The organism is Pseudomonas defluvii, from assembly GCF_001695625.1.
In the GTDB taxonomy this organism is placed as follows: domain Bacteria; phylum Pseudomonadota; class Gammaproteobacteria; order Pseudomonadales; family Pseudomonadaceae; genus Aquipseudomonas; species Aquipseudomonas defluvii.
This window is the reverse complement of record NZ_MBPN01000036.1, coordinates 1-17,080: the sequence shown is the minus strand read 5'-3', so window position 1 is coordinate 17,080 and position 17,080 is coordinate 1. Positions and strand designations below refer to the sequence as shown.

The window sequence follows — 17,080 nt, the reverse complement described above, 5'->3', positions numbered from 1 at the left end:
GTGTGGTCCAGCGAGCCGCTGCAAAAACAGCCAAGCGCCTCGCGAATGAAGATGAAACCGAGACGACTTGGTTGCCCCTGACAAGTCGTCCCTGGTCTCGAGCAGGCCATGGCACCCTCAACGGCGCCACAAGCCACTGTCGAACGATACAACGCCTGGTCTTAGATTCTGGAGCAGGCTTGGGCGGCATCGAGCAACCGCCCTCTGTCATACCATGCGTCTCTCTGGTAGGCAGCGTAGGTGCTGTGGCCGTTAGCACTGGAAAGTACAACTAGCCCTTCTGTTGTAGTGGGGTCTGTACTGCCGAAAAACAGATCGGTTTTACCGTTATCTTCCACGGTAAACGTTGGGACACCATTCTTGACCTCGTTTTTTACGCACGCTATGTAGGCGTTATTGTCCCTGGACGTAACGCCATCAACCGTATCGTGACCAACGCGTATATCAGGGTTGTGCGCGCATCCAGAGATAATGAGTAGGGCGCACATCCATGAAATTTTACGACCTCTGATGGGCTTTGAAAGCTTGCCAAGTATCATGCTTTTCATGACGGTAACTCCAAGCTCAAACCGCGGGGCACCTGAAAGTATAGGCAGCCTCTGCTGCTTGCCGACGGCCCCCACACAAGTGAGCGCCTTCAGCTATCGTTAACAGACAGACGCCAAACAGGACGGCATGCTCATCAGCAAGGGTCGGACGCCTGTTAGACCACGTTCTCTCCGGAGAAAGCGTATGTCTGTCTCCATGTACCAAGCCTCTATCTCTGTATTCGTCCGCGGGCTGGATAATCTGGCCGCCATTCTGCGCAAGGCCGCCGCCCACGCTCATGCGAAGGACATCATGCCGGCGTTCTTCCTCAACGCCCAACTTGCCCCTGATATGTTTGCGCTGGTGCGTCAGGTGCAGATAGTGTCCGACACTGCCAAGGGCTGTGCTGCTCGTCTGGCAGGGGTAGAGGTACCGAGTTTTGCCGACACTGAAAGCAGTTTTCCCGAATTGCAGGCGCGCATTGCCAGAACCATCACGTTTCTGCAGAGCATCACCGCGCAGCAACTGGATGGCAGTGAAGCGCGCCCGATTACCCTCAAGGTACACGACAAGGAAATCCACTTTACCGGGCAGGACTATCTGCTGGGCTTTGCCATACCCAATTTCTATTTCCACCTGACCACTGCGTACGGCATCTTGCGCCACAACGGGGTGGACATCGGCAAGGCGGATTATCTGGGCAGCCTGTGATGACTGCCCCATTGCGGCGTATGCGCCTTGGGATGGCGGCCTGAATTAGCCGCGCGCCGAGAAAACTGCATTCGTGCGGGGTGCATCAACCCTGTGTCCAGCGTTACAACACGCTGTGGCCAGGCCAGTTCACTGTCGGCAAGGTTTCAAATTCTGGTCTTGCAAACAGGTAGCCTTGATAGAGGTTGATACCCAGGGCCAAGAGTTGTTGAAGCTCGGCAGTTGTTTCTACACCCTCTGCGATCACATTGATATTCAACGCCTCGCAGACGCCTAGAATGCCTTTGACAATCGCTTGCCGTACCGGGTCGGTACAGATGCGCCGTACAAGGCTCATGTCGAGTTTTATAATATCCGGCTGAAACTCTGCCAGTAGATTCAAGCCAGAATAACCCGCACCAAAATCATCGATGGCGGTCTTGAAGCCCTGTAGTTTGTATTCTCGAATAATGCTTTTCAGGTGTTCCTTGTCCACCAGTTCTTCATTTTCGGTGATTTCGAAAATCAAGCGCTCAGTGGGAAAACCAAAGCGCCGCGCTGCGTTAAGCGTGGCGCGAATGCAGGTTTCCGCCTTGTATACGGCGTTAGGCAAGAAGTTGATGCTGACAAAACAGGGGATCTGCAACCTGGACGCGAGCTCCACCGCTTTTACCCGGCACGCCTGGTCAAAGGCATAACGGTTTTCTTCGGTGACATTGCCAAGAATAGTGGCTGCGCCACTGCCATCGGTACCGCGCACCAAGGCCTCATAAGCAAAAACACTGTTGTCGCGAAGATCGACAATCGGCTGGAATGCCATGCTGAAGTCGAAATTCAGTTTCTTGCCCTCTTTACAGGCTTGGCAAGGGAGCGTCGAAGGTGTTTCGTCAATCATTTAGGACCTGGCCTTTAGTGCTCATGGGCTTTCGCGGGCTCCTCGGATTTTTAACCCGCTAACGTACAGTGTTCATAACCACGCTAGGCACAGGGTCCTTCTTCTACCTATCGGTTGCAGACAACGATGGGGGCGTTACCGGATGTTCAGGCGATTGCGAGTCCCTCCGTGGTACTGATGTTCGCATGGTGCGCCCCCTGAAAACTGATCTGCCGCAGATCGTAACAGGCTTTTGTGGCGGTGCGGATTACTGTAGCTCATTGGCAAAACGTCCAACCGCGCCAACGACCTGCTTGGCGCCGTTTTGGATTTCCACAATCACGGCACCGGCCTGGCTGGCTAATGCAAGCCCTTGTTCGGCCTGTTCCCGACTGCTGAACATCTCTTTAGCGGCCTCGCTGGCGAGCGCCTGGTTCTGCACTACGACACTCACGATTTCTTCCGTTGCCGCGCTTGTGCGGCCAGCAAGCTTACGGACTTCATCGGCAACCACTGCGAAGCCGCGACCCTGCTCACCTGCTCGGGCGGCTTCAATGGCTGCGTTGAGCGCCAGCAAGTTGGTCTGTGAGGCAATACCGCCAATGGTCTGCACGATGGAACTGATTAACAGTGACTGCTTGTCGAGTGCCTCAATCCGATGGGTGGCCGATTGCATCTGTTCGGCGATCTGCTGCATGGTTTGTACCGTTTCCTGGACAACTGCCGCACCCCGTTCTGCGCTCACATCGGTCTGTAATGAGACGTCATAGGCGACCGCTGCCGCTTCTCTCACCTCCGTTTCCCGTGCGACCTGATCGGTGACGACGCTGGCGAATTTCACCACTTTGCACAGATTGCCTTCCGTGTCGTAAACGGGGTTGTAGGTGGCTTCCAGCCAAACCTCACGACCGCGGCTGTCAATCCGTTTGAAACGGTCAGCGACGTATTCTCCGTTGTTGAGTGTTTTCCAGAACGCCGAGTACTGAGGTGATGCAGCGTCCTCTGCACTGCAGAACATGCGGTGATGTTTGTCTTTGATCTGCTCGAGCGAGTAGCCCATGGCGTTGAGGAACTGCTGGTTGGCGGTTACAACGGTGCCATCCAGTTTGAACTGGATTACCGCAGTAGAGCGGATAAGCGCATCGATGAACGACTCATTCTCTTTTATCTGCTCAATGGTCCGGCTGACTTCGCTGCCGTAACCCTGAATGTGGGAGAGCTCGCCGTTTTCGCCGCGAATGGGAAACCAATGCAATCTCAACCAAGCAAGGCTGCCATCTGCACGCAGATAGCGGTAGTCGTCGCTGATCGGTTCGAATTTTTCCACGGCAGATCTGAATGCGTGAAAGCAGGGCAGTTTACTGACGTAAGGCGGCACAATTTCGGACAGCGATCGGCCTCTTAGATGTTCGTCTTTGTACCCCAGCGTTTGCGCGAAATGCGGGTTGAAATCGCAGATGCGGGTTTGCGCATCAAGCCGTATCGATAGCATGCCGCGATTCATCTGCTCAATGAGTTGGCGCAGCATGTACAGCTCTGCGCTCTGGTCTTGGAGTGCTTTTTTCAGGCGGCTGTTGAACATTAATGGCTCCATGAGTGCTTACAGGCAGGCAACAGATCTGACCTGTCATCAATAGCGCTATGTAAAATTTGTACAAGAAGTTAAAATTGTACAGGTTTTCCCCGGCTGAGGCGGTGTGCAAAGCGTTATGAGCACCTGTTGGGCCTGTCAAACGTGTGATCTCGAGGCAGGAAGCATGCTGAATGGGTGGATACACCTGATAGACGCAAAAAACGCGCGCAACCATTTTTCATCGGACGCTGTGGTATGAGCGGTACTCGACGGCTGTGCCTGGTTCTGGGCGATCAATTGTCCTTCGACCTGCCTTCACTGCAAGGGCTGGATACCGAACGCGATACGGTGCTGTTTGCCGAGGTGATGGAGGAGGCCCGCCACGTGCCTCATCATCCGCAAAAAATCGTGCTGGTTTTCAGCGCCATGCGCCACTTTGCCGAGGCGCTGCGCCAACGTGGTTTCCGTGTGCAGTACGTCGCTCTGGATGATCCGGATAATACGGGCTCACTGCCGGGGGAATTGCGCCGCTGGCATGGGCTATTGCAGCCGGAAGTGCTGCACCTGACCGAGTGTGGCGACTGGCGTCTTGAGCATTCGCTCACGTGCAGTGGCCTGCCTATCCACTGGCATGTTGATAGCCGTTTCCTGTGTAGTCGCGCCGAATTCGCTTCCTGGGCCAAAGGCAAAAAGCAGTTGCGCATGGAGTTTTTCTATCGCGAGATGCGGCGCAAGAGCGGGCTGCTCATCAATGGCGACGGCAGCCCGGTCGGAGGGGCCTGGAACTTTGATGCAGACAACCGCAAGGCGCTGCCCAAGCACCAGCGCGCTCCATTGCCTGCGCGCTTTACCGTGGATGCAATGACCCGTGAGGTGATTGCGCTGGTGGCCGAGCACTTTACTGACCACTACGGTTCGCTGGAAGCCTTTGACTATCCCGTGACACATGCCGATGCGCAGGCATTGTGGGACTACTTTCTGGATTTTGGCCTGGCGGCCTTTGGCGATTATCAAGATGCCATGGCCCAGGATGAGCCGTTTCTGTTTCATGCCCGTATCAGCGCTGCGCTCAACATCGGCCTGCTGGATGTGCGTCAGGTGTGCGCGGATGTAGAGGCTGCCTACTGGTCTGGCAGGATCCCTTTGAATGCTGCCGAAGGGTTTATCCGCCAATTGATTGGTTGGCGCGAGTATGTGCGCGGTATCTACTGGCTGCAGATGCCCACCTATGCCAGCCTTGATTTTTTCGGCAACAGCAGGCTGCTGCCAGCGTTCTACTGGACGGGCGACACGCGGATGAACTGTATGCGCCAGGTCATCGGCCAGACATTGGAGCACGCCTACGCCCATCATATTCAGCGGCTGATGGTGACCGGCAACTTTGCCCTGTTATCGGGCATCGTGCCGAGCCAGGTGTGCGACTGGTATTTGTCCATCTATATGGACGCCTTCGACTGGGTCGAGCTGCCCAATACCCTGGGCATGGTCATGCATGCCGATGGTGGCTATCTGGGCTCGAAGCCTTACTGTGCCAGCGGACAGTACATCAAGCGCATGTCGGACTACTGCAGTGGCTGTGTGTACAACGTCAGTGAAAGTACAACGGACAATGCCTGCCCTTTCAATGCGCTCTATTGGCACTTTCTGATGCGTCACCGTGACCTGCTGCAGCGCAATCAACGCCTTGCCATGGTGTATAAAAACCTCGCACGCATGTCGGAGGACAAGCAGCAGGCGCTCTGGCAGCGTGGCGAGGCGTTACTGGCCATGCTGGATGCCGGTGAGGCGTTGTGAAAAAGAGCGACCTTCCAGCCAAAACCTGCGTGGTCTGCGGGCTGCCGTTTGTCTGGCGTAAAAAGTGGGCGCGCTGTTGGGATGAGGTGCGCTACTGCTCAGAGCGTTGTCGGCGGCATAGGCGCAGCACGGTCGAGCGTTAGGGGCGGTGCAGGTGACGTCGGTGTAACGCAGTCTTGCACCGGTCCTGGCATCAGCTGCGCCGCCCAATCAGTTGCAGGAACTCGTGGCGCGTGGTGCACGACTCGCGGAAGGCTCCCAGCATCACGGATGAGGTCATCACCGAGTTTTGCTTCTCTACACCGCGCATCATCATGCACATGTGCTTGGCCTCGATGACCACGGCCACGCCCGCTGCATCGGTGATGCGCTGGATGGCGTCGGCAATTTGTTTTGTGAGGTTTTCCTGTATCTGCAGGCGACGGGCGAACATATCGACCACGCGGGCAACCTTCGACAGCCCTAACACTCGCCCGGTAGGGATGTAGGCCACATGCGCCTTGCCGATGAAGGGCAGCATGTGGTGCTCGCACAATGAGTACAGTTCGATGTCACGCACGACGACCATCTCATCGTTGTCCGACTCGAACAGGGCACCATTAACCACTTCCTCCAGGCTCAGGGTGTAGCCATTGCACAGGTACTGCATTGCTTTGGCGGCGCGTTTGGGGGTGTCCAGCAACCCTTCACGTTCAGGATTCTCGCCGACGCCGGAGAGAATTTCACGGTAGTGCTCGGCTAATGACAGGTTCATTTTGACTCCTTGCAGCCATGTGTTGTTTGAAGGGTATGCGGGTTGCCTGGCGCGGGTGCCGACTTCGGCAGCGTACAGTGGTTGTCACGACAGCGACGGCTGCCATCGGGATGAGGTAACCAGGCCAAATGGGGGCGTAAGCGGCAGAACAGGCGATAGCCGATGGCAAACAGTGGCCGCAGGGGGCGCCATGTCAGCGGTGCGGCCCACACATCCAGACCTGCCGCTCGCCAGCTCCAGAGGGTGGCGTCCAGGCCCGTAACCCAGTGACCATTGGCAAAGCGCGCATGCAGGACTGATTGCATGCGCTCAAGGGGGAAACCCAGTGCAGGCGCATCGAAGTCGTCGCTGCTGATATCAACCAGTAGCAGCCGGGCGTCTGTAGCACGTCGGCGCAGGAGCTTGATTTCCCGAGCGCAGAGCGGGCAGTCACCGTCGAAGTAAAGCGTCAGGGGCCATTGCTCTATCTTGTACACGACTAGTAGCCTTGTATAGGTTCTGTATAAGATAGGTCGAAAAATGCAGCGTTACAATGGCTTTGTTTTTTCCGTCACATCAGTCGGCAGGGCTCATAACGAAAAATGCCCGAAGCAGTGCTTCGGGCATTTGATACGGCTGTTGATCAAGCCGGTTTGAAGCAGTAAACAGCTAGTTTGTTGCCATCGAGATCACGCACATAGGCCGCGTAGGCATTGGGTGCCCAGCTGCGTGGGCCCGGCTTGCCTTCATCTTGACCGCCGGATGCCAGGGCAGCCGCATGGAAGGCGTCGATAGCTGCACGACTCGGTGCTTCAAAGCTGATGGTGACGCCGTTGCCGACGGTGGCTGGCTTGCCGTCGGCGGGTTTCAGGACGAAAAAGGCCGGGGAATTTTCGCCCCAGATCGAGCCATTGTCGCCCAGGTCGGCGATACGCTTGAGGCCTAGCTCACCCAGTGCCTTGTCGTAAAAGCCGCGGGCTTTGTTCAGGTCGTTCGTGCCAACGGTGACGTGTGTGAAGATGCTCATCTTTGGGTTCTCTTGGGTTTGTACAATAGGGTCAGGGGCGCTCAGGGCAAGGGGAGTGCTTCCCCAAGAGGGGCGCCAAGCTTGCTGGTTCGCGCTCCATCATGCACGCGTGATGGAGCCGATGCACTCGAAAGCGTAGCCCACGCGACTCTCCGACAACCAGGCAGTGGCTGGTGGTGATCCTATGCGCGCAGTTCTATGGTCAGCGCACTCGTTGGGCGTGTGCAGCAGAGCAGGATGTTGCCGTTGATGGGGGCATCCAGCGGCTCTTCGAAGTACTCGACAGTACCTTCCCTGAGGCCGACCTGGCAGCTGTTGCACAGGCCTGCCCGGCAGTTGAACGAGGGCGTCAGGCCGGCCTGCTCGGCGAGTTCAAGCAGTGAGTGACAGCCCTGTTGCCAGTCCACACGGGTGCCAGATGGCAAAAAATGCACGGTCAAGGCGTTGTCTGTCGCTGCGGGTGGGCTGCTGATGGTTGGCGTCACGGACGCTGGGGCTCGCTCCTGGTCGTTCTCAAGAACCGTTGCCGGGCCGAAAAACTCATAGTGAATACGCTGGCGGTCGATTCCCAGGTCGCGCAGCAGGCGCCAGTTCGCCTGCATGAACGGTGGTGGACCGCACAGGTAGACCTCGTAGTCGTCCAATGGCAGTAGCGCTTGCAGGGTTTCCCGGTTGATCAGGCCCTGGCTGTGATATGCCGGGTTGGCCTGATCGTCGACGCTCGGGCTGCGGTAGCAGAAATGCACATTGATCCCGGGGCGCCGCTCGGCCAACTGGCGTACTTCATCACGGAACGCATGTACGGCACCGTTCTCGCAGGCATGGATAAAGTGCACGGTGCGGGTTGAATGGCTGCTTAGCTGATGGAGCATGCTCAGCATGGGGGTCAGGCCCACGCCACCGCTTAACAGCACTACGGGGCGTGTGCTGTGTTCGTCGAGAACGAACTCGCCGGCAGGCCCGGCGACCTCGAGCAGATCGCCGACCTGCACCTGATCGTGCAGGTAGTTGGAGCCTTGCCCGGGTGGCAGTTGTGGCTGGTCTGCGGGCGCAGGCTCGCGCTTGACGGATATGCGCAGGTGCGACAGGTCGTTGCGGTCGCCTGAGAGGCTGTAGTTGCGCAGCAGTGTGGCGCCGTTGCCCGTGGGCAGGCGAACCACCAGGAATTGACCCGGCACGAAGGGCGGGCACGTGCCATGGTCCGCCGCCAGCACGAACGAGGTAATGACCGCACTTTCCTGTTTCTTTTCGATCACCCGCAAGGCCCTGAAGCCTTGCGCGCTGAGTGCCGTCTTCGGTTGAGTGCTCATCTCACGCCTCCGTTTTGTCGTGCTCGGCCTGCGCTTGGCTGCGGGCGATCAGGCCATTACGTTGTTCGTTGGCGATCAACTGCTCCAGGTTGCGGCGAAAACGCAGCGGGCCTGAGTCGGAGGCCAGGTCGATGTTGGGGCTGCGCTTGTTGGCCATGCCTTGATGGACGGCGCTGAGCACGACACGGTCTTCGGCGAAGGCGTGACGCACGTCTTCATCGAACTGGCGGGAGACGTCCTGGTTCTCGGGGTCGAAATTGCGTACCTGGAACCAGTAGTAACGGGTGTTCTCCTCGTCGATGGGGGTCATGAAGTTGTAGGAGTTCATCAGGAACACCTGCTCGTGCAGTTCGCCCTCGTCGCTGCCCGTGCCGGCCGGGGTGAATATCGCCTTGATAACGGCCTGGGCGGGGTAGTGCACTTCGTAGTGCTGTTTGCGGTCGCAGTTGCCAGTGAACTTGACGAACTTGGCGTAGAAAGGTGCCACTTCCACATCGCGCATCCAGCGCGAAACGATCACGCCGGTATCGGTTACCCGGGTTTGCAGGGGCTCTTGGGCGCACGCCGCATTGCCAAAGGACGACTGATGTACCCAGGCGACATGGGAAGGGTCGAGCAGGTTATCGGTCACGTACAGGTAGTTGCACGGCACGACCATACTGTCGCCACGGTTGAGCCCCCATGCCGGATCACCCCATTCCGGGACTTCGCAGATCTTCGCTTCGTCGGCCAGTTCGGGATCGCCCATCCAGATCCAGATCAGGCCGTAGCGCATGGCAAGGGGGTAGCTGCGAACCTTGGCACCCTGAGGGATGTGTCGGCTGCCGGGGGCACGGACACAGCTGCCGGAACAGTCGAAGGTCAGGCCGTGGTAGCCGCACTCGATGTCATCGCCCTGGCGACGTCCCATGGACAACGGCAGCTTGCGGTGGGGGCAGGCGTCTTCAAGGGCCACCGGGGTGCCGTCGGTCTTGCGGTAAAGCAGCACGGGCTCACTGAGCAGGGTGACAGGGTACAGTGCTTCGCCCAACTCGGCTTCACTGGCGGCTACGTACCAAGCGTTGCGCAAAAACATGGGGTCTCTCCTTATTGTTCTGGTTTTCACCCTGTGCGGCAGGGCGCGGCTTTCGGCGAAGCCAGAATACGAGGCACTGATAAGCTCAGAATAGATACTTAAAACTGTTTATTGATTTAGAAAAACTAAATCGTTTTTTGCAGGCAAACCAAAGCGACGCTACGTTGAGCGTCGCCTTGTACAAGGGTGTCAGGCGCTGTGTTTAGCGACGGGCGGCGGGGTGAATCCTGGGTAACGCACTCAAGGCTCGTTCCCAGATATGTTGGGTGCGCAGCCAGACGACGGCGTGCCAGTCAGGGTCCGCCGGGTAGAACTGCTCGACCAGTTCCCGTTTGATGTGTGCCGCGACCTTATCGTCCAGGTCGCCATGCAGGTGCAGCCACTGGTCGTTGCGCAACACGGTGTGAACCTGCTCGCCCGGGTAGGTGCCGCATTCAATGACGAATGGCATCAGGTGTACGTGGGGCAGGGCATTGAGGATCGCCTGTGAGGTGTAGCCGGTAGCTGTTGCCGCTACGCCGGTGTCGCTGTGGCTGCCGGCTCCGGTCATCAACGTGTACAGCCATGGGCCATAGAGGGTCTGGGCATCCTGCAGTGCCGGGTAGGCAGACTGGGCAATGGTCATCAGCATCGGGTGCCCGTAGTCGCCGGCTCCGGTGTGCAGGTCAAAGCACATGGCAACCTCGCTGTGCGCCAGATGGGTTTGCAAGATCGTGTGCAGGGTGGTGTTCGACCACGCGGGAGACTGGCCGCCATAGAACAGGCCATCGGGATGACGGTACTGGCCGGCCTCGACAATCGACATCACGGTTGACCAGCCTTCGGCGCGAATTCGCTGGTTGAGCAGCGCGTCAGCCTGCTCCCGTAGCGGACCGTGCAGTTGGGCGCAGGTGTAGATAGGGTGCAACGCTTCGTAGGCCTGGTTGTCTGGTAGTGCCTGAGAGAAGTCCAGTTGGTTGCGATTGAGGTCGATGTTGTCTTCGTTGACCCGACGCATCCAGGCGGTGCCCCAGGGGTTGATCAGGTGGATCATCAGTACCGCGACATCCGCAGGCAGGGGCGTGTTGCCGAGTGCGTGCAACCATTTGATCTGGCAGTCGGAACCATAGAACCCTTCAACGCCGTGAGTGCCGCTGAGCGCAACCAGCACCCGTTTGGCCTGGGGATCACCGAGCAGGGCAACGTCGGTGCTCAGCGTCTCGCCAAAGGGGCCGCGCAAGGGGTGGCGGTATTCGCTCAGGCATGCGCCGGCAGCGTTGGCCGCCGCTAGAAACTGTTCACGTTGCTGGGCGAAACCGGGATGTTTGGGGAAACCTGCGAGCATGGTGGCCTCGTATCGATAGGCCGGCCCCGGGCATCCAGAGGTTGCCCGGTGGCCAGCAGGGGAATGTGCCGACTTACTTCAAGCGCCCGGAGAGGAACTGCGTAAGGCGTTCGCTTTTCGGATGGTTCAATACCTCGCCGGGTGGGCCTTCTTCTTCAACGCGGCCCTGGTGCAGGAACATGACATGGTTGGAGACGTTGCGGGCAAAGCCCATTTCATGGGTGACCACGACCATGGTGCGGCCTTCCTCGGCCAAGGCCTGCATCACTTTCAGGACTTCGCCGACCAGTTCCGGGTCCAGGGCGGAGGTCGGCTCGTCGAACAGCATCACCTCCGGTTCCATTGCCAGTGCCCGTGCGATGGCCACGCGTTGTTGCTGCCCGCCAGAGAGGTGCGAGGGGTATTTGCTTGCCACGCTTGCATCCAGCCCGACCTTGTTCAGGTAGTGGCGTGCCCGCTGCTCGGCGTCCTTGCGCTTCACGCCGAGGACGTGGACCGGCGCTTCGACGATGTTCTCCAGCACCGTCATGTGTTGCCACAGGTTGAAATGCTGGAACACCATCGACAGTTTGGTACGGATTTTCTGCAACTGGCGAGGGTCGGCAATCTGCATGGCCCCGTTGATATCCAGCTTGGTGCGGATCTCTTCGTTGTTTACGGCAATACGTCCGCTGCACGGTTGTTCAAGGAAGTTGATGCAGCGCAGAAAGGTGCTTTTGCCTGACCCGCTCGAGCCAATGATGCTGATGACATCGCCGGCTTTGGCGCTGAGCGATACCCCTTTGAGGACTTCATGGGCGCCGTATTTTTTATGCAGTTCATCTACGTTCAGCTTGTACATGTTCGATGCTCTCTTATTACGTACGGCGGGTCAGTGAGTCTGTGGCTTCAAGAAGGCTAGCCAGCGCATTTCACAACGTCGGAACAGCCAGACCAGGGCAAACACCATCAGGGCATACAGCACGGCTGCAATGCCGAATGCCTCGAACGAGGAGTAGGTCTCCGAGTTCACGTCGCGGGCAATCTTGAGCAGGTCGGGCACGGTGGCGGTGAACGCCAGGGTGGTGGAGTGCAGCATCAGGATCACTTCATTGCTGTAGTACGGCAGTGCGCGTCGCAGTGCCGAAGGCAGAATGATCCGACGGTACAGAGTGAACGGCGACATGCCATAGGCCCGCCCGGCTTCGATCTCGCCATATGGGGTGGCACGAATGGCGCCCGCGAATATTTCCGTGGTGTAGGCGCAGGTATTGAGGGCAAAGGCCAGCAAGGTGCAGTTGATCCCTTCGCGGAAGAAGGCATCCAGCACCGGCTGCTCGCGGACCATCTGCAGGCTGTAGATACCGGAGTAGAGAATCAGCAACTGGATGTACAGCGGCGTTCCTCGAAACACATAGGTGTAGAACCAGACCGGCCCACGGATGAGTGGGTTTCTCGATACCCGTGCCACAGACAAGGGCACCGAGAGGAGGCCGCCGAGGGCAATGGCAACGACCAGCAACCACAGGGTCATGGCGACGCCCGAGAGCTGATAACCATCGAACCAGAGGTAGGCTTTCCAGTAGTCCTTCATGATCTCGGTCATAGTGCGGCTCCCTTGACGCCGATGTTGTAGCGGCGCTCCAGCCATAGCAGCAGGCCGTTCGAGACGGTGGTGATGGCAAGATAGATCAGCGCACCGATGATGCTGAAGAAGAACAGTTGCATTGAGTTCTTGCCGGCATCCTGTGTCACTTTGACGATATCGATCAGGCCGATGATCGAGACCAGGGCGGTCGCCTTGATCAGTACCTGCCAGTTGTTGCCGATGCCCGGCAATGCAAATCGCATCATTTGTGGAAACAACACCCGGATAAAGATCTGCCGACGGCTCATGCCGTAGGCAACGGCTGCCTCCAGTTGGCCGGCAGGTACGGACTGGAATGCACCGCGAAAGGTCTCGGTAAAGTAGGCACCATAGATGAAGCCCAGGGTGATAACGCCGGCAACGAACGGGTTGATGTCGATCTGCTCGACCTGCATCCATTCCGTGAAGTTGTTCAGCCAGATTTGCAGGCTGTAGAACAACAGCAACATGATGACCAGGTCAGGGACACTGCGGATCAAGGTGGTGTAGCCGGTTGCCAGGTTACGTAACAGCCGCTGTTTGGATAGCTTTGCCGAGGCACCGGCCAGGCCGATCGTCACGGCTACCAGCATTGAGAGCAATGCCAGTTGGATGGTCGCAAAGGTACCGTCGAGAATGAGCGAACCGTAGCCCTGTAAAAGCATGTTCTGTCTCTCCGTAGGCAATGGGGGGCCGTGGGCCGTCCATTGCGAGGCTTGAGTGTTCGGGGAGGGGCTGTGTATCTACAGCGCGCTCAAGCGCTGGATAGCAGGCGATTGAGCGCGCTGTAGCCGTCTTCAGTTATAGATGTCGAAGCTGAAGTACTTCTTCTGAATGGTGTCGTAGGTACCGTTCTTGTGCATTTCTGCCAGGGCACCGTTGATGGCCTCGATCAGTTCATGGTCATCCTTGCGCAGGCCGATTGCGATCCCTTCGCCCAGCAGTTCGTCGTGCTTGACGGCATCGCCGGCGAACGCAAAACCGGTGTTCCTCGGTGTTTGCAGAAAGCCGATATCGGCCACGGCCGCATCGGTCAGGCTGGCATCGATCCGCCCGCTGACCAGGTCTGGATACAGCACGTCCTGGTTCTGGTACGAGACCATGATCACCCCGTGTGGTGCCCACATGGCCTTGACGAAGGCTTCCTGGGTGGTGCCTTGTGCAACCCCGACACGTTTACCCTTGAGCGACTCGACCGTTGGCAGCAGGCCGCTGTCCTTTTTCGCGATCAGGCGATTGGGCGAGTTGTAGAGGCGGTCGGAGAAGGCGACATTCTGTTTGCGTTTCTCGTTGACCGTCATGGCCGACAGCACGCCGTCGAACTTCTTCGCCCTGAGCGCAGGAATGATGCTGTCGAATGCCGTTTCGACCCAGACACATTTGGCCTTGAGCTGAGCGCAAATGGCGTTGCCCAGATCAATGTCGAAGCCAACCAGCTCGCCGTCAGCGTTTTTCGACTCAAAAGGCGCAAACGTCGGGTCTACACCAAAGCGAATAACGCTCAGGTCCTTGGCGAGGGCGCCAGTGGAAGCCAGTGCAAGGACAGTGGCAAGGACAAATTTTCTCATTGTTGTTTTCCTTTGTCTGTTACAGGGGGCGGAGGGTACGGCGCTAAAGCACAGATACATCATGATATGCATGTACTTGTATATACATGATTAGCAATATGCAGGCCAAACTGCGCCAGCGTAGGTGCAAGGCTCTGTTCCAAGGGGTTTGAGTGCTGGAGGGTAATCCGAGGGGTGGGGAGGTGCGCGGTTTCGTTACGCATTGTTACGTCAGGCTTTTTTTTGTTCCCGTTGGAACACGTTGAAGCCCGTGGGGTATCCCATCGGTTAGGCGAGTAACGCGCGACGCTCTGGGTAGTGCGTATAGACATGGTGCTCTCCTTGTTTTTGCTTTTTTGTTAGGGGAAGGGGAGGCAGTGCCAAGGCCAGCATACGAGAGTCTGAATTTGCGAAAAGATGCTGAAAGCTGTTGCTTTGTATAGCTGGGCTAAAGTATCAAGCCATCAGCACCCTTTAGGAGAGACTGATGAACAGCTTGCCATCTCTGCGCGCCTTACAGGTTTTTGAAGCGGTCGGGCGCTACGGGGGCATTATCGAGGCCGCCAGGCGTCTGGGGATTTCTGCAGGTGCGGTCAGCCAGCAAATGAAACTGCTGGAAGATAGCCTGGGTTTGAGCCTGACCTTCAAGGTGGGCAAGCGTATCCGGTTGACCGCGGCGGGGCAGCGTTACCATGAGAGCTGTGCGTCGGCATTCGAAAGCCTGCGCATTGCCCAGGTAGAGGTCGAACGCTCGAAAAACGCTAGCAACTTGCGCATCAGCGCGCTGCCGTCGTTGCTTTCCGAGTGGCTGGCACCGCTTATTTACGCGTGGCAGAGCGATCACCCGGGGCTCAATCTGTTTCTCGACGGCAGCCATGCCGAGCCCTCGCCTGATGGCTACGAAGTCGACTTCCGGCTCACGTACGGTGATCTTGAGTCGACCGAAAATGCCATTGAGTTGTTTCGCGATTGTGTCGTTCCGGTGTGTAGCCCCGGCCTGATTCAAGATGATCGGCCACTGGATATCCCGGCCGATCTGTTGGCCTACCCGTTATTGTCGATTGACTGGCTACCAAAGTTCGCTTCGCCGCCGTCATGGCGCGACTGGTTTATGGCTCAGGCGGTCGATTGCTCGTCGTTGCGTGACGGCTACCGTGTTTACTCATTGTCATCAATGGCGATTCAGGCCGCGCTGGCGGGGCAGGGCGTGGTACTGGCGCAATGTTCGATGATCGCCGGTGCGCTGGCGGACGGCCGCTTGATCATGCCCTTTGCACACGCGTTGCCGATGCCCTCATCGTATTTGCTGGTGGGTGCCAAGGGCGCATTCGACAATGCCCACTGCCGTGACTTCCATCGTTGGCTGGTAGCGCGAGGACGGGAGCAAATGCTCATTAACCAACAGTTGCTGGCCGGTTCCGCTCCATAAACCGAGGTGGCGTTGTTTCGGTGCTGCTACGCCTTGAAACACGTATCAAGCCAATGATCCAGCTCACTGACGGTGTAGTGGGTCCACTCGGTGATTTGCTCCAATCGCATCGCAACGCGAAGCCTGTTTTCGTTGGTCAGGGCGTAGCCGCGTGTCCGCAGGAACTGATCGACGTAGGCCTCAATGTCCAGTATTTCGTTGTCAGCAGACAGCACCGCCTGCATTTTTTCAAAGTGCTGCCGCATTGCGCCACTGTCCCAACTCAATCTGCTCACCCTGCTCAGTATGGAGGTATTTAGTCATCTCTCCCTTACAGTGTAGGCGCGTGTCAAATTTATGGCAAAAAAATAGAGTTGTTGCTCGCTATGCTGGGTTGTTGACGCTGATCAGTTTGGCGAACAGGAGTGATCGATATCTTGTACGTTTGTGCCCGGTAATTTGCGATTGAGCACCGATTCCATAGAGTTTTGCGAGGTTCTGTGGCGCGCGATGGTAGCGGCGGTTTTATCCAGCTGTATGGGGTTCCCAGCGTGGAAAAAACCACCGCGTTACGCCTGCTGGTGCAGCCGTTACAGGATCGAGATCGGGTAGTCGATGATCAGGCGCATTTCATTGTTGTCGCTCTCGGCCTGGTCGGCGTTGGCATAGTGGAACGACTGACGCAGGCGGAACGACAGGTCTTTGACCGGCCCGCTCTGGATGGTGTACTTGGCTTCCACATCGGTTTCGTGGTGCTTGCCGTTGTCACCATAGCCATAGGCACGGTAGGCGCTGTCTGCCGCCATGTGCGAGCCGTCGATGTTGTCACCGTTGATGTAACGGGCCATGAAGCTCAGGCCGGGCACGCCAAGGGTGTCCATTTTCAGGTCGTAGCGTACTTGCCATGAGCGCTCGCCAGGGCCGTTGAAGTCCGAATACTGGACCGAGTTGGCGAGGAAGATCGAGTCACCAGCAGCCCCCCCGCCGTTATCGCCAAACCCGACATAGTCAAATGGGGTATCGCCATCGACTTTCTGAAAGGCCAAGGTAACGGTGTGGGCGGTGAGGAATGTGTAGGCCGCCGAGGCCGACCAGGTGGTGTTGTTGATCGAGCCGGCCTTGGCACTGCCTTCATCCAGTGTGCGGTAGAGGCTGAAGTCCAGTGCCACGGACTGGCTGCTGGAGATCGGCAACTGATAGTTCAAGTCACCATAGTACTGGCGCCATATATCCTTGAACTGCGAGGCGTACAGCATCAGGCCGAGGTTGTCGTTCAGTGCATAGCGTCCGCCGAGGTAATCGACGTCGCTGGTCTCGACGTTGGCATAGGTGGCCCACAGGCCGCCGCTGGAACTGGTGGTGGCATTGGAGGTGCCGGCGTAGAAATGCCCGGCTTCCAGATCAAGGTTCTGGATCTCGCTGCTCATCAGCGAGAAGCCGGTGGCAGTCTGAGGCAACAGTCGGGTACCACCTGCGGCGAACACAGGGGCGGTGGGTTGCATCTGGCCAAACTTCAGCTCGGTCTTGGAGACGCGCATCTTGAGCGCGCCACCGGCGCGGCCGAACTCGTCTTCAGGGCTGCCGTCGCGGT

18 protein-coding genes and 2 pseudogenes are annotated in these 17,080 nt (G+C 57.8%); 4 read left to right on the top strand and 16 right to left on the bottom strand.

The features are described from left to right. Positions 1 to 161: 161 nt before the first annotated feature. A complete protein-coding gene (locus tag EKA13_RS12250; protein ID WP_245704329.1) occupies positions 162 to 548 on the bottom strand; it encodes a hypothetical protein in 387 nt (128 codons plus the stop codon). A 184-nt stretch (positions 549 to 732) separates the two neighbouring features. Between EKA13_RS12250 and EKA13_RS12245 the strand changes: the two genes are divergently transcribed. Next, the gene (locus EKA13_RS12245) at positions 733 to 1,239 is read left to right on the top strand and encodes a DUF1993 domain-containing protein (protein WP_065759663.1); all 507 of its coding nucleotides are present in this window, start codon (positions 733 to 735) and stop codon (positions 1,237 to 1,239) included. 103 nt (positions 1,240 to 1,342) lie between these two features. Here the strand turns inward: EKA13_RS12245 and EKA13_RS12240 are convergent, their stop codons facing one another. From EKA13_RS12240 to EKA13_RS28850, 3 genes and pseudogenes are all read right to left on the bottom strand, one after another. Further along, positions 1,343 to 2,113 carry an EAL domain-containing protein gene (locus EKA13_RS12240; RefSeq protein ID WP_065759662.1) on the bottom strand — a complete coding sequence of 257 codons (771 nt, stop codon included), beginning with the start codon at positions 2,111 to 2,113 and terminating at the stop codon, positions 1,343 to 1,345. Between the two features lie 247 nt (positions 2,114 to 2,360). Next, positions 2,361 to 2,795: pseudogene (locus EKA13_RS28855) on the bottom strand (methyl-accepting chemotaxis protein); the annotation flags it as partial. A 108-nt stretch (positions 2,796 to 2,903) separates the two neighbouring features. Beyond that, positions 2,904 to 3,620, bottom strand: a pseudogene (locus tag EKA13_RS28850) (PAS domain-containing protein); the annotation flags it as partial. 300 nt (positions 3,621 to 3,920) lie between these two features. Here EKA13_RS28850 and EKA13_RS12230 point away from each other — a divergent pair. Both EKA13_RS12230 and EKA13_RS12225 read left to right on the top strand, forming a co-directional pair. Continuing rightward, positions 3,921 to 5,459: a cryptochrome/photolyase family protein gene (locus EKA13_RS12230; protein WP_065759660.1), complete on the top strand. Its 1,539-nt coding sequence runs from the start codon at positions 3,921 to 3,923 to the stop codon at positions 5,457 to 5,459. After that, entirely contained in the window at positions 5,456 to 5,602 is a 147-nt protein-coding gene (locus tag EKA13_RS12225) for a DUF2256 domain-containing protein (RefSeq protein ID WP_083199800.1), read from the top strand. Before EKA13_RS12230 ends, EKA13_RS12225 begins: the two co-directional genes overlap by 4 nt. Positions 5,603 to 5,652: 50 nt before the next feature. Here the strand turns inward: EKA13_RS12225 and folE are convergent, their stop codons facing one another. The 10 genes from folE to EKA13_RS12175 all read right to left on the bottom strand — a co-directional run bounded on the left by folE (position 5,653) and on the right by EKA13_RS12175 (position 14,102). Next, positions 5,653 to 6,213, bottom strand: coding sequence for a GTP cyclohydrolase I FolE (folE, locus tag EKA13_RS12220; RefSeq protein WP_065759659.1), 561 nt, complete (start codon positions 6,211 to 6,213; stop codon positions 5,653 to 5,655). Then, positions 6,210 to 6,689 (bottom strand): thiol-disulfide oxidoreductase DCC family protein, encoded by a 480-nt coding sequence (locus tag EKA13_RS12215; RefSeq protein ID WP_065759658.1) that lies wholly within the window; start codon positions 6,687 to 6,689, stop codon positions 6,210 to 6,212. Before EKA13_RS12215 ends, folE begins: the two co-directional genes overlap by 4 nt. A gap of 146 nt (positions 6,690 to 6,835) precedes the next feature. Next, entirely contained in the window at positions 6,836 to 7,219 is a 384-nt protein-coding gene (locus EKA13_RS12210) for a VOC family protein (protein ID WP_065759657.1), read from the bottom strand. 182 nt (positions 7,220 to 7,401) lie between these two features. Then, positions 7,402 to 8,529, bottom strand: a complete 1,128-nt coding sequence (locus EKA13_RS12205) for an FAD-binding oxidoreductase (RefSeq protein WP_065759656.1) — start codon at positions 8,527 to 8,529, stop codon at positions 7,402 to 7,404. 1 nt (position 8,530) lies between these two features. Further along, on the bottom strand, positions 8,531 to 9,604 hold the full coding sequence (locus EKA13_RS12200) for an aromatic ring-hydroxylating dioxygenase subunit alpha (protein WP_065759655.1): 1,074 nt from the start codon (positions 9,602 to 9,604) through the stop codon (positions 8,531 to 8,533). A 202-nt stretch (positions 9,605 to 9,806) separates the two neighbouring features. Further along, on the bottom strand, positions 9,807 to 10,928 hold the full coding sequence (locus EKA13_RS12195) for a DUF2817 domain-containing protein (RefSeq protein ID WP_065759654.1): 1,122 nt from the start codon (positions 10,926 to 10,928) through the stop codon (positions 9,807 to 9,809). 73 nt (positions 10,929 to 11,001) lie between these two features. Beyond that, a complete protein-coding gene (locus tag EKA13_RS12190; RefSeq protein WP_065759653.1) occupies positions 11,002 to 11,769 on the bottom strand; it encodes an ABC transporter ATP-binding protein in 768 nt (255 codons plus the stop codon). Positions 11,770 to 11,799: 30 nt separating this feature from the next. After that, complete coding sequence (locus EKA13_RS12185; RefSeq protein ID WP_065759652.1) at positions 11,800 to 12,513, bottom strand: ABC transporter permease; 714 nt, start codon at positions 12,511 to 12,513, stop codon at positions 11,800 to 11,802. Next, positions 12,510 to 13,199 carry an ABC transporter permease gene (locus EKA13_RS12180; protein ID WP_065759651.1) on the bottom strand — a complete coding sequence of 230 codons (690 nt, stop codon included), beginning with the start codon at positions 13,197 to 13,199 and terminating at the stop codon, positions 12,510 to 12,512. Before EKA13_RS12180 ends, EKA13_RS12185 begins: the two co-directional genes overlap by 4 nt. Positions 13,200 to 13,331: 132 nt before the next feature. Next, entirely contained in the window at positions 13,332 to 14,102 is a 771-nt protein-coding gene (locus tag EKA13_RS12175) for an ABC transporter substrate-binding protein (protein ID WP_065759650.1), read from the bottom strand. 466 nt (positions 14,103 to 14,568) lie between these two features. Here EKA13_RS12175 and EKA13_RS12170 point away from each other — a divergent pair, with 466 nt between their 5' ends. Further along, positions 14,569 to 15,510: a LysR substrate-binding domain-containing protein gene (locus tag EKA13_RS12170; protein WP_065759649.1), complete on the top strand. Its 942-nt coding sequence runs from the start codon at positions 14,569 to 14,571 to the stop codon at positions 15,508 to 15,510. 26 nt (positions 15,511 to 15,536) lie between these two features. On the opposite strand, the gene EKA13_RS12165 is transcribed toward EKA13_RS12170, so the two are convergent. Both EKA13_RS12165 and EKA13_RS12160 read right to left on the bottom strand, forming a co-directional pair. Then, positions 15,537 to 15,755: a hypothetical protein gene (locus EKA13_RS12165; protein ID WP_065759648.1), complete on the bottom strand. Its 219-nt coding sequence runs from the start codon at positions 15,753 to 15,755 to the stop codon at positions 15,537 to 15,539. A 324-nt stretch (positions 15,756 to 16,079) separates the two neighbouring features. Then, positions 16,080 to 17,080, bottom strand: a 1,001-nt coding sequence (locus EKA13_RS12160; RefSeq protein WP_065759647.1) for an OprD family outer membrane porin, incomplete at its 5' end; no start/stop codon positions are given.

Bases quoted from the DNA above. Each gene is read 5' to 3' on its own strand.
- EKA13_RS12250 (WP_245704329.1), bottom strand. From the start codon at position 548: ATGAAAAGCATGATACTTGGCAAGCTTTCAAAGCCCATCAGAGGTCGT.
- EKA13_RS12245 (WP_065759663.1), top strand. From the start codon at position 733: ATGTCTGTCTCCATGTACCAAGCCTCTATCTCTGTATTCGTCCGCGGG.
- EKA13_RS12240 (WP_065759662.1), bottom strand. From the start codon at position 2,113: ATGATTGACGAAACACCTTCGACGCTCCCTTGCCAAGCCTGTAAAGAG.
- EKA13_RS12230 (WP_065759660.1), top strand. From the start codon at position 3,921: ATGAGCGGTACTCGACGGCTGTGCCTGGTTCTGGGCGATCAATTGTCC.
- folE (WP_065759659.1), bottom strand. From the start codon at position 6,213: ATGAACCTGTCATTAGCCGAGCACTACCGTGAAATTCTCTCCGGCGTC.
- EKA13_RS12210 (WP_065759657.1), bottom strand. From the start codon at position 7,219: ATGAGCATCTTCACACACGTCACCGTTGGCACGAACGACCTGAACAAA.
- EKA13_RS12205 (WP_065759656.1), bottom strand. From the start codon at position 8,529: ATGAGCACTCAACCGAAGACGGCACTCAGCGCGCAAGGCTTCAGGGCC.
- EKA13_RS12200 (WP_065759655.1), bottom strand. From the start codon at position 9,604: ATGTTTTTGCGCAACGCTTGGTACGTAGCCGCCAGTGAAGCCGAGTTG.
- EKA13_RS12195 (WP_065759654.1), bottom strand. From the start codon at position 10,928: ATGCTCGCAGGTTTCCCCAAACATCCCGGTTTCGCCCAGCAACGTGAA.
- EKA13_RS12190 (WP_065759653.1), bottom strand. From the start codon at position 11,769: ATGTACAAGCTGAACGTAGATGAACTGCATAAAAAATACGGCGCCCAT.
- EKA13_RS12185 (WP_065759652.1), bottom strand. From the start codon at position 12,513: ATGACCGAGATCATGAAGGACTACTGGAAAGCCTACCTCTGGTTCGAT.
- EKA13_RS12180 (WP_065759651.1), bottom strand. From the start codon at position 13,199: ATGCTTTTACAGGGCTACGGTTCGCTCATTCTCGACGGTACCTTTGCG.
- EKA13_RS12175 (WP_065759650.1), bottom strand. From the start codon at position 14,102: ATGAGAAAATTTGTCCTTGCCACTGTCCTTGCACTGGCTTCCACTGGC.
- EKA13_RS12170 (WP_065759649.1), top strand. From the start codon at position 14,569: ATGAACAGCTTGCCATCTCTGCGCGCCTTACAGGTTTTTGAAGCGGTC.
- EKA13_RS12165 (WP_065759648.1), bottom strand. From the start codon at position 15,755: ATGCGGCAGCACTTTGAAAAAATGCAGGCGGTGCTGTCTGCTGACAAC.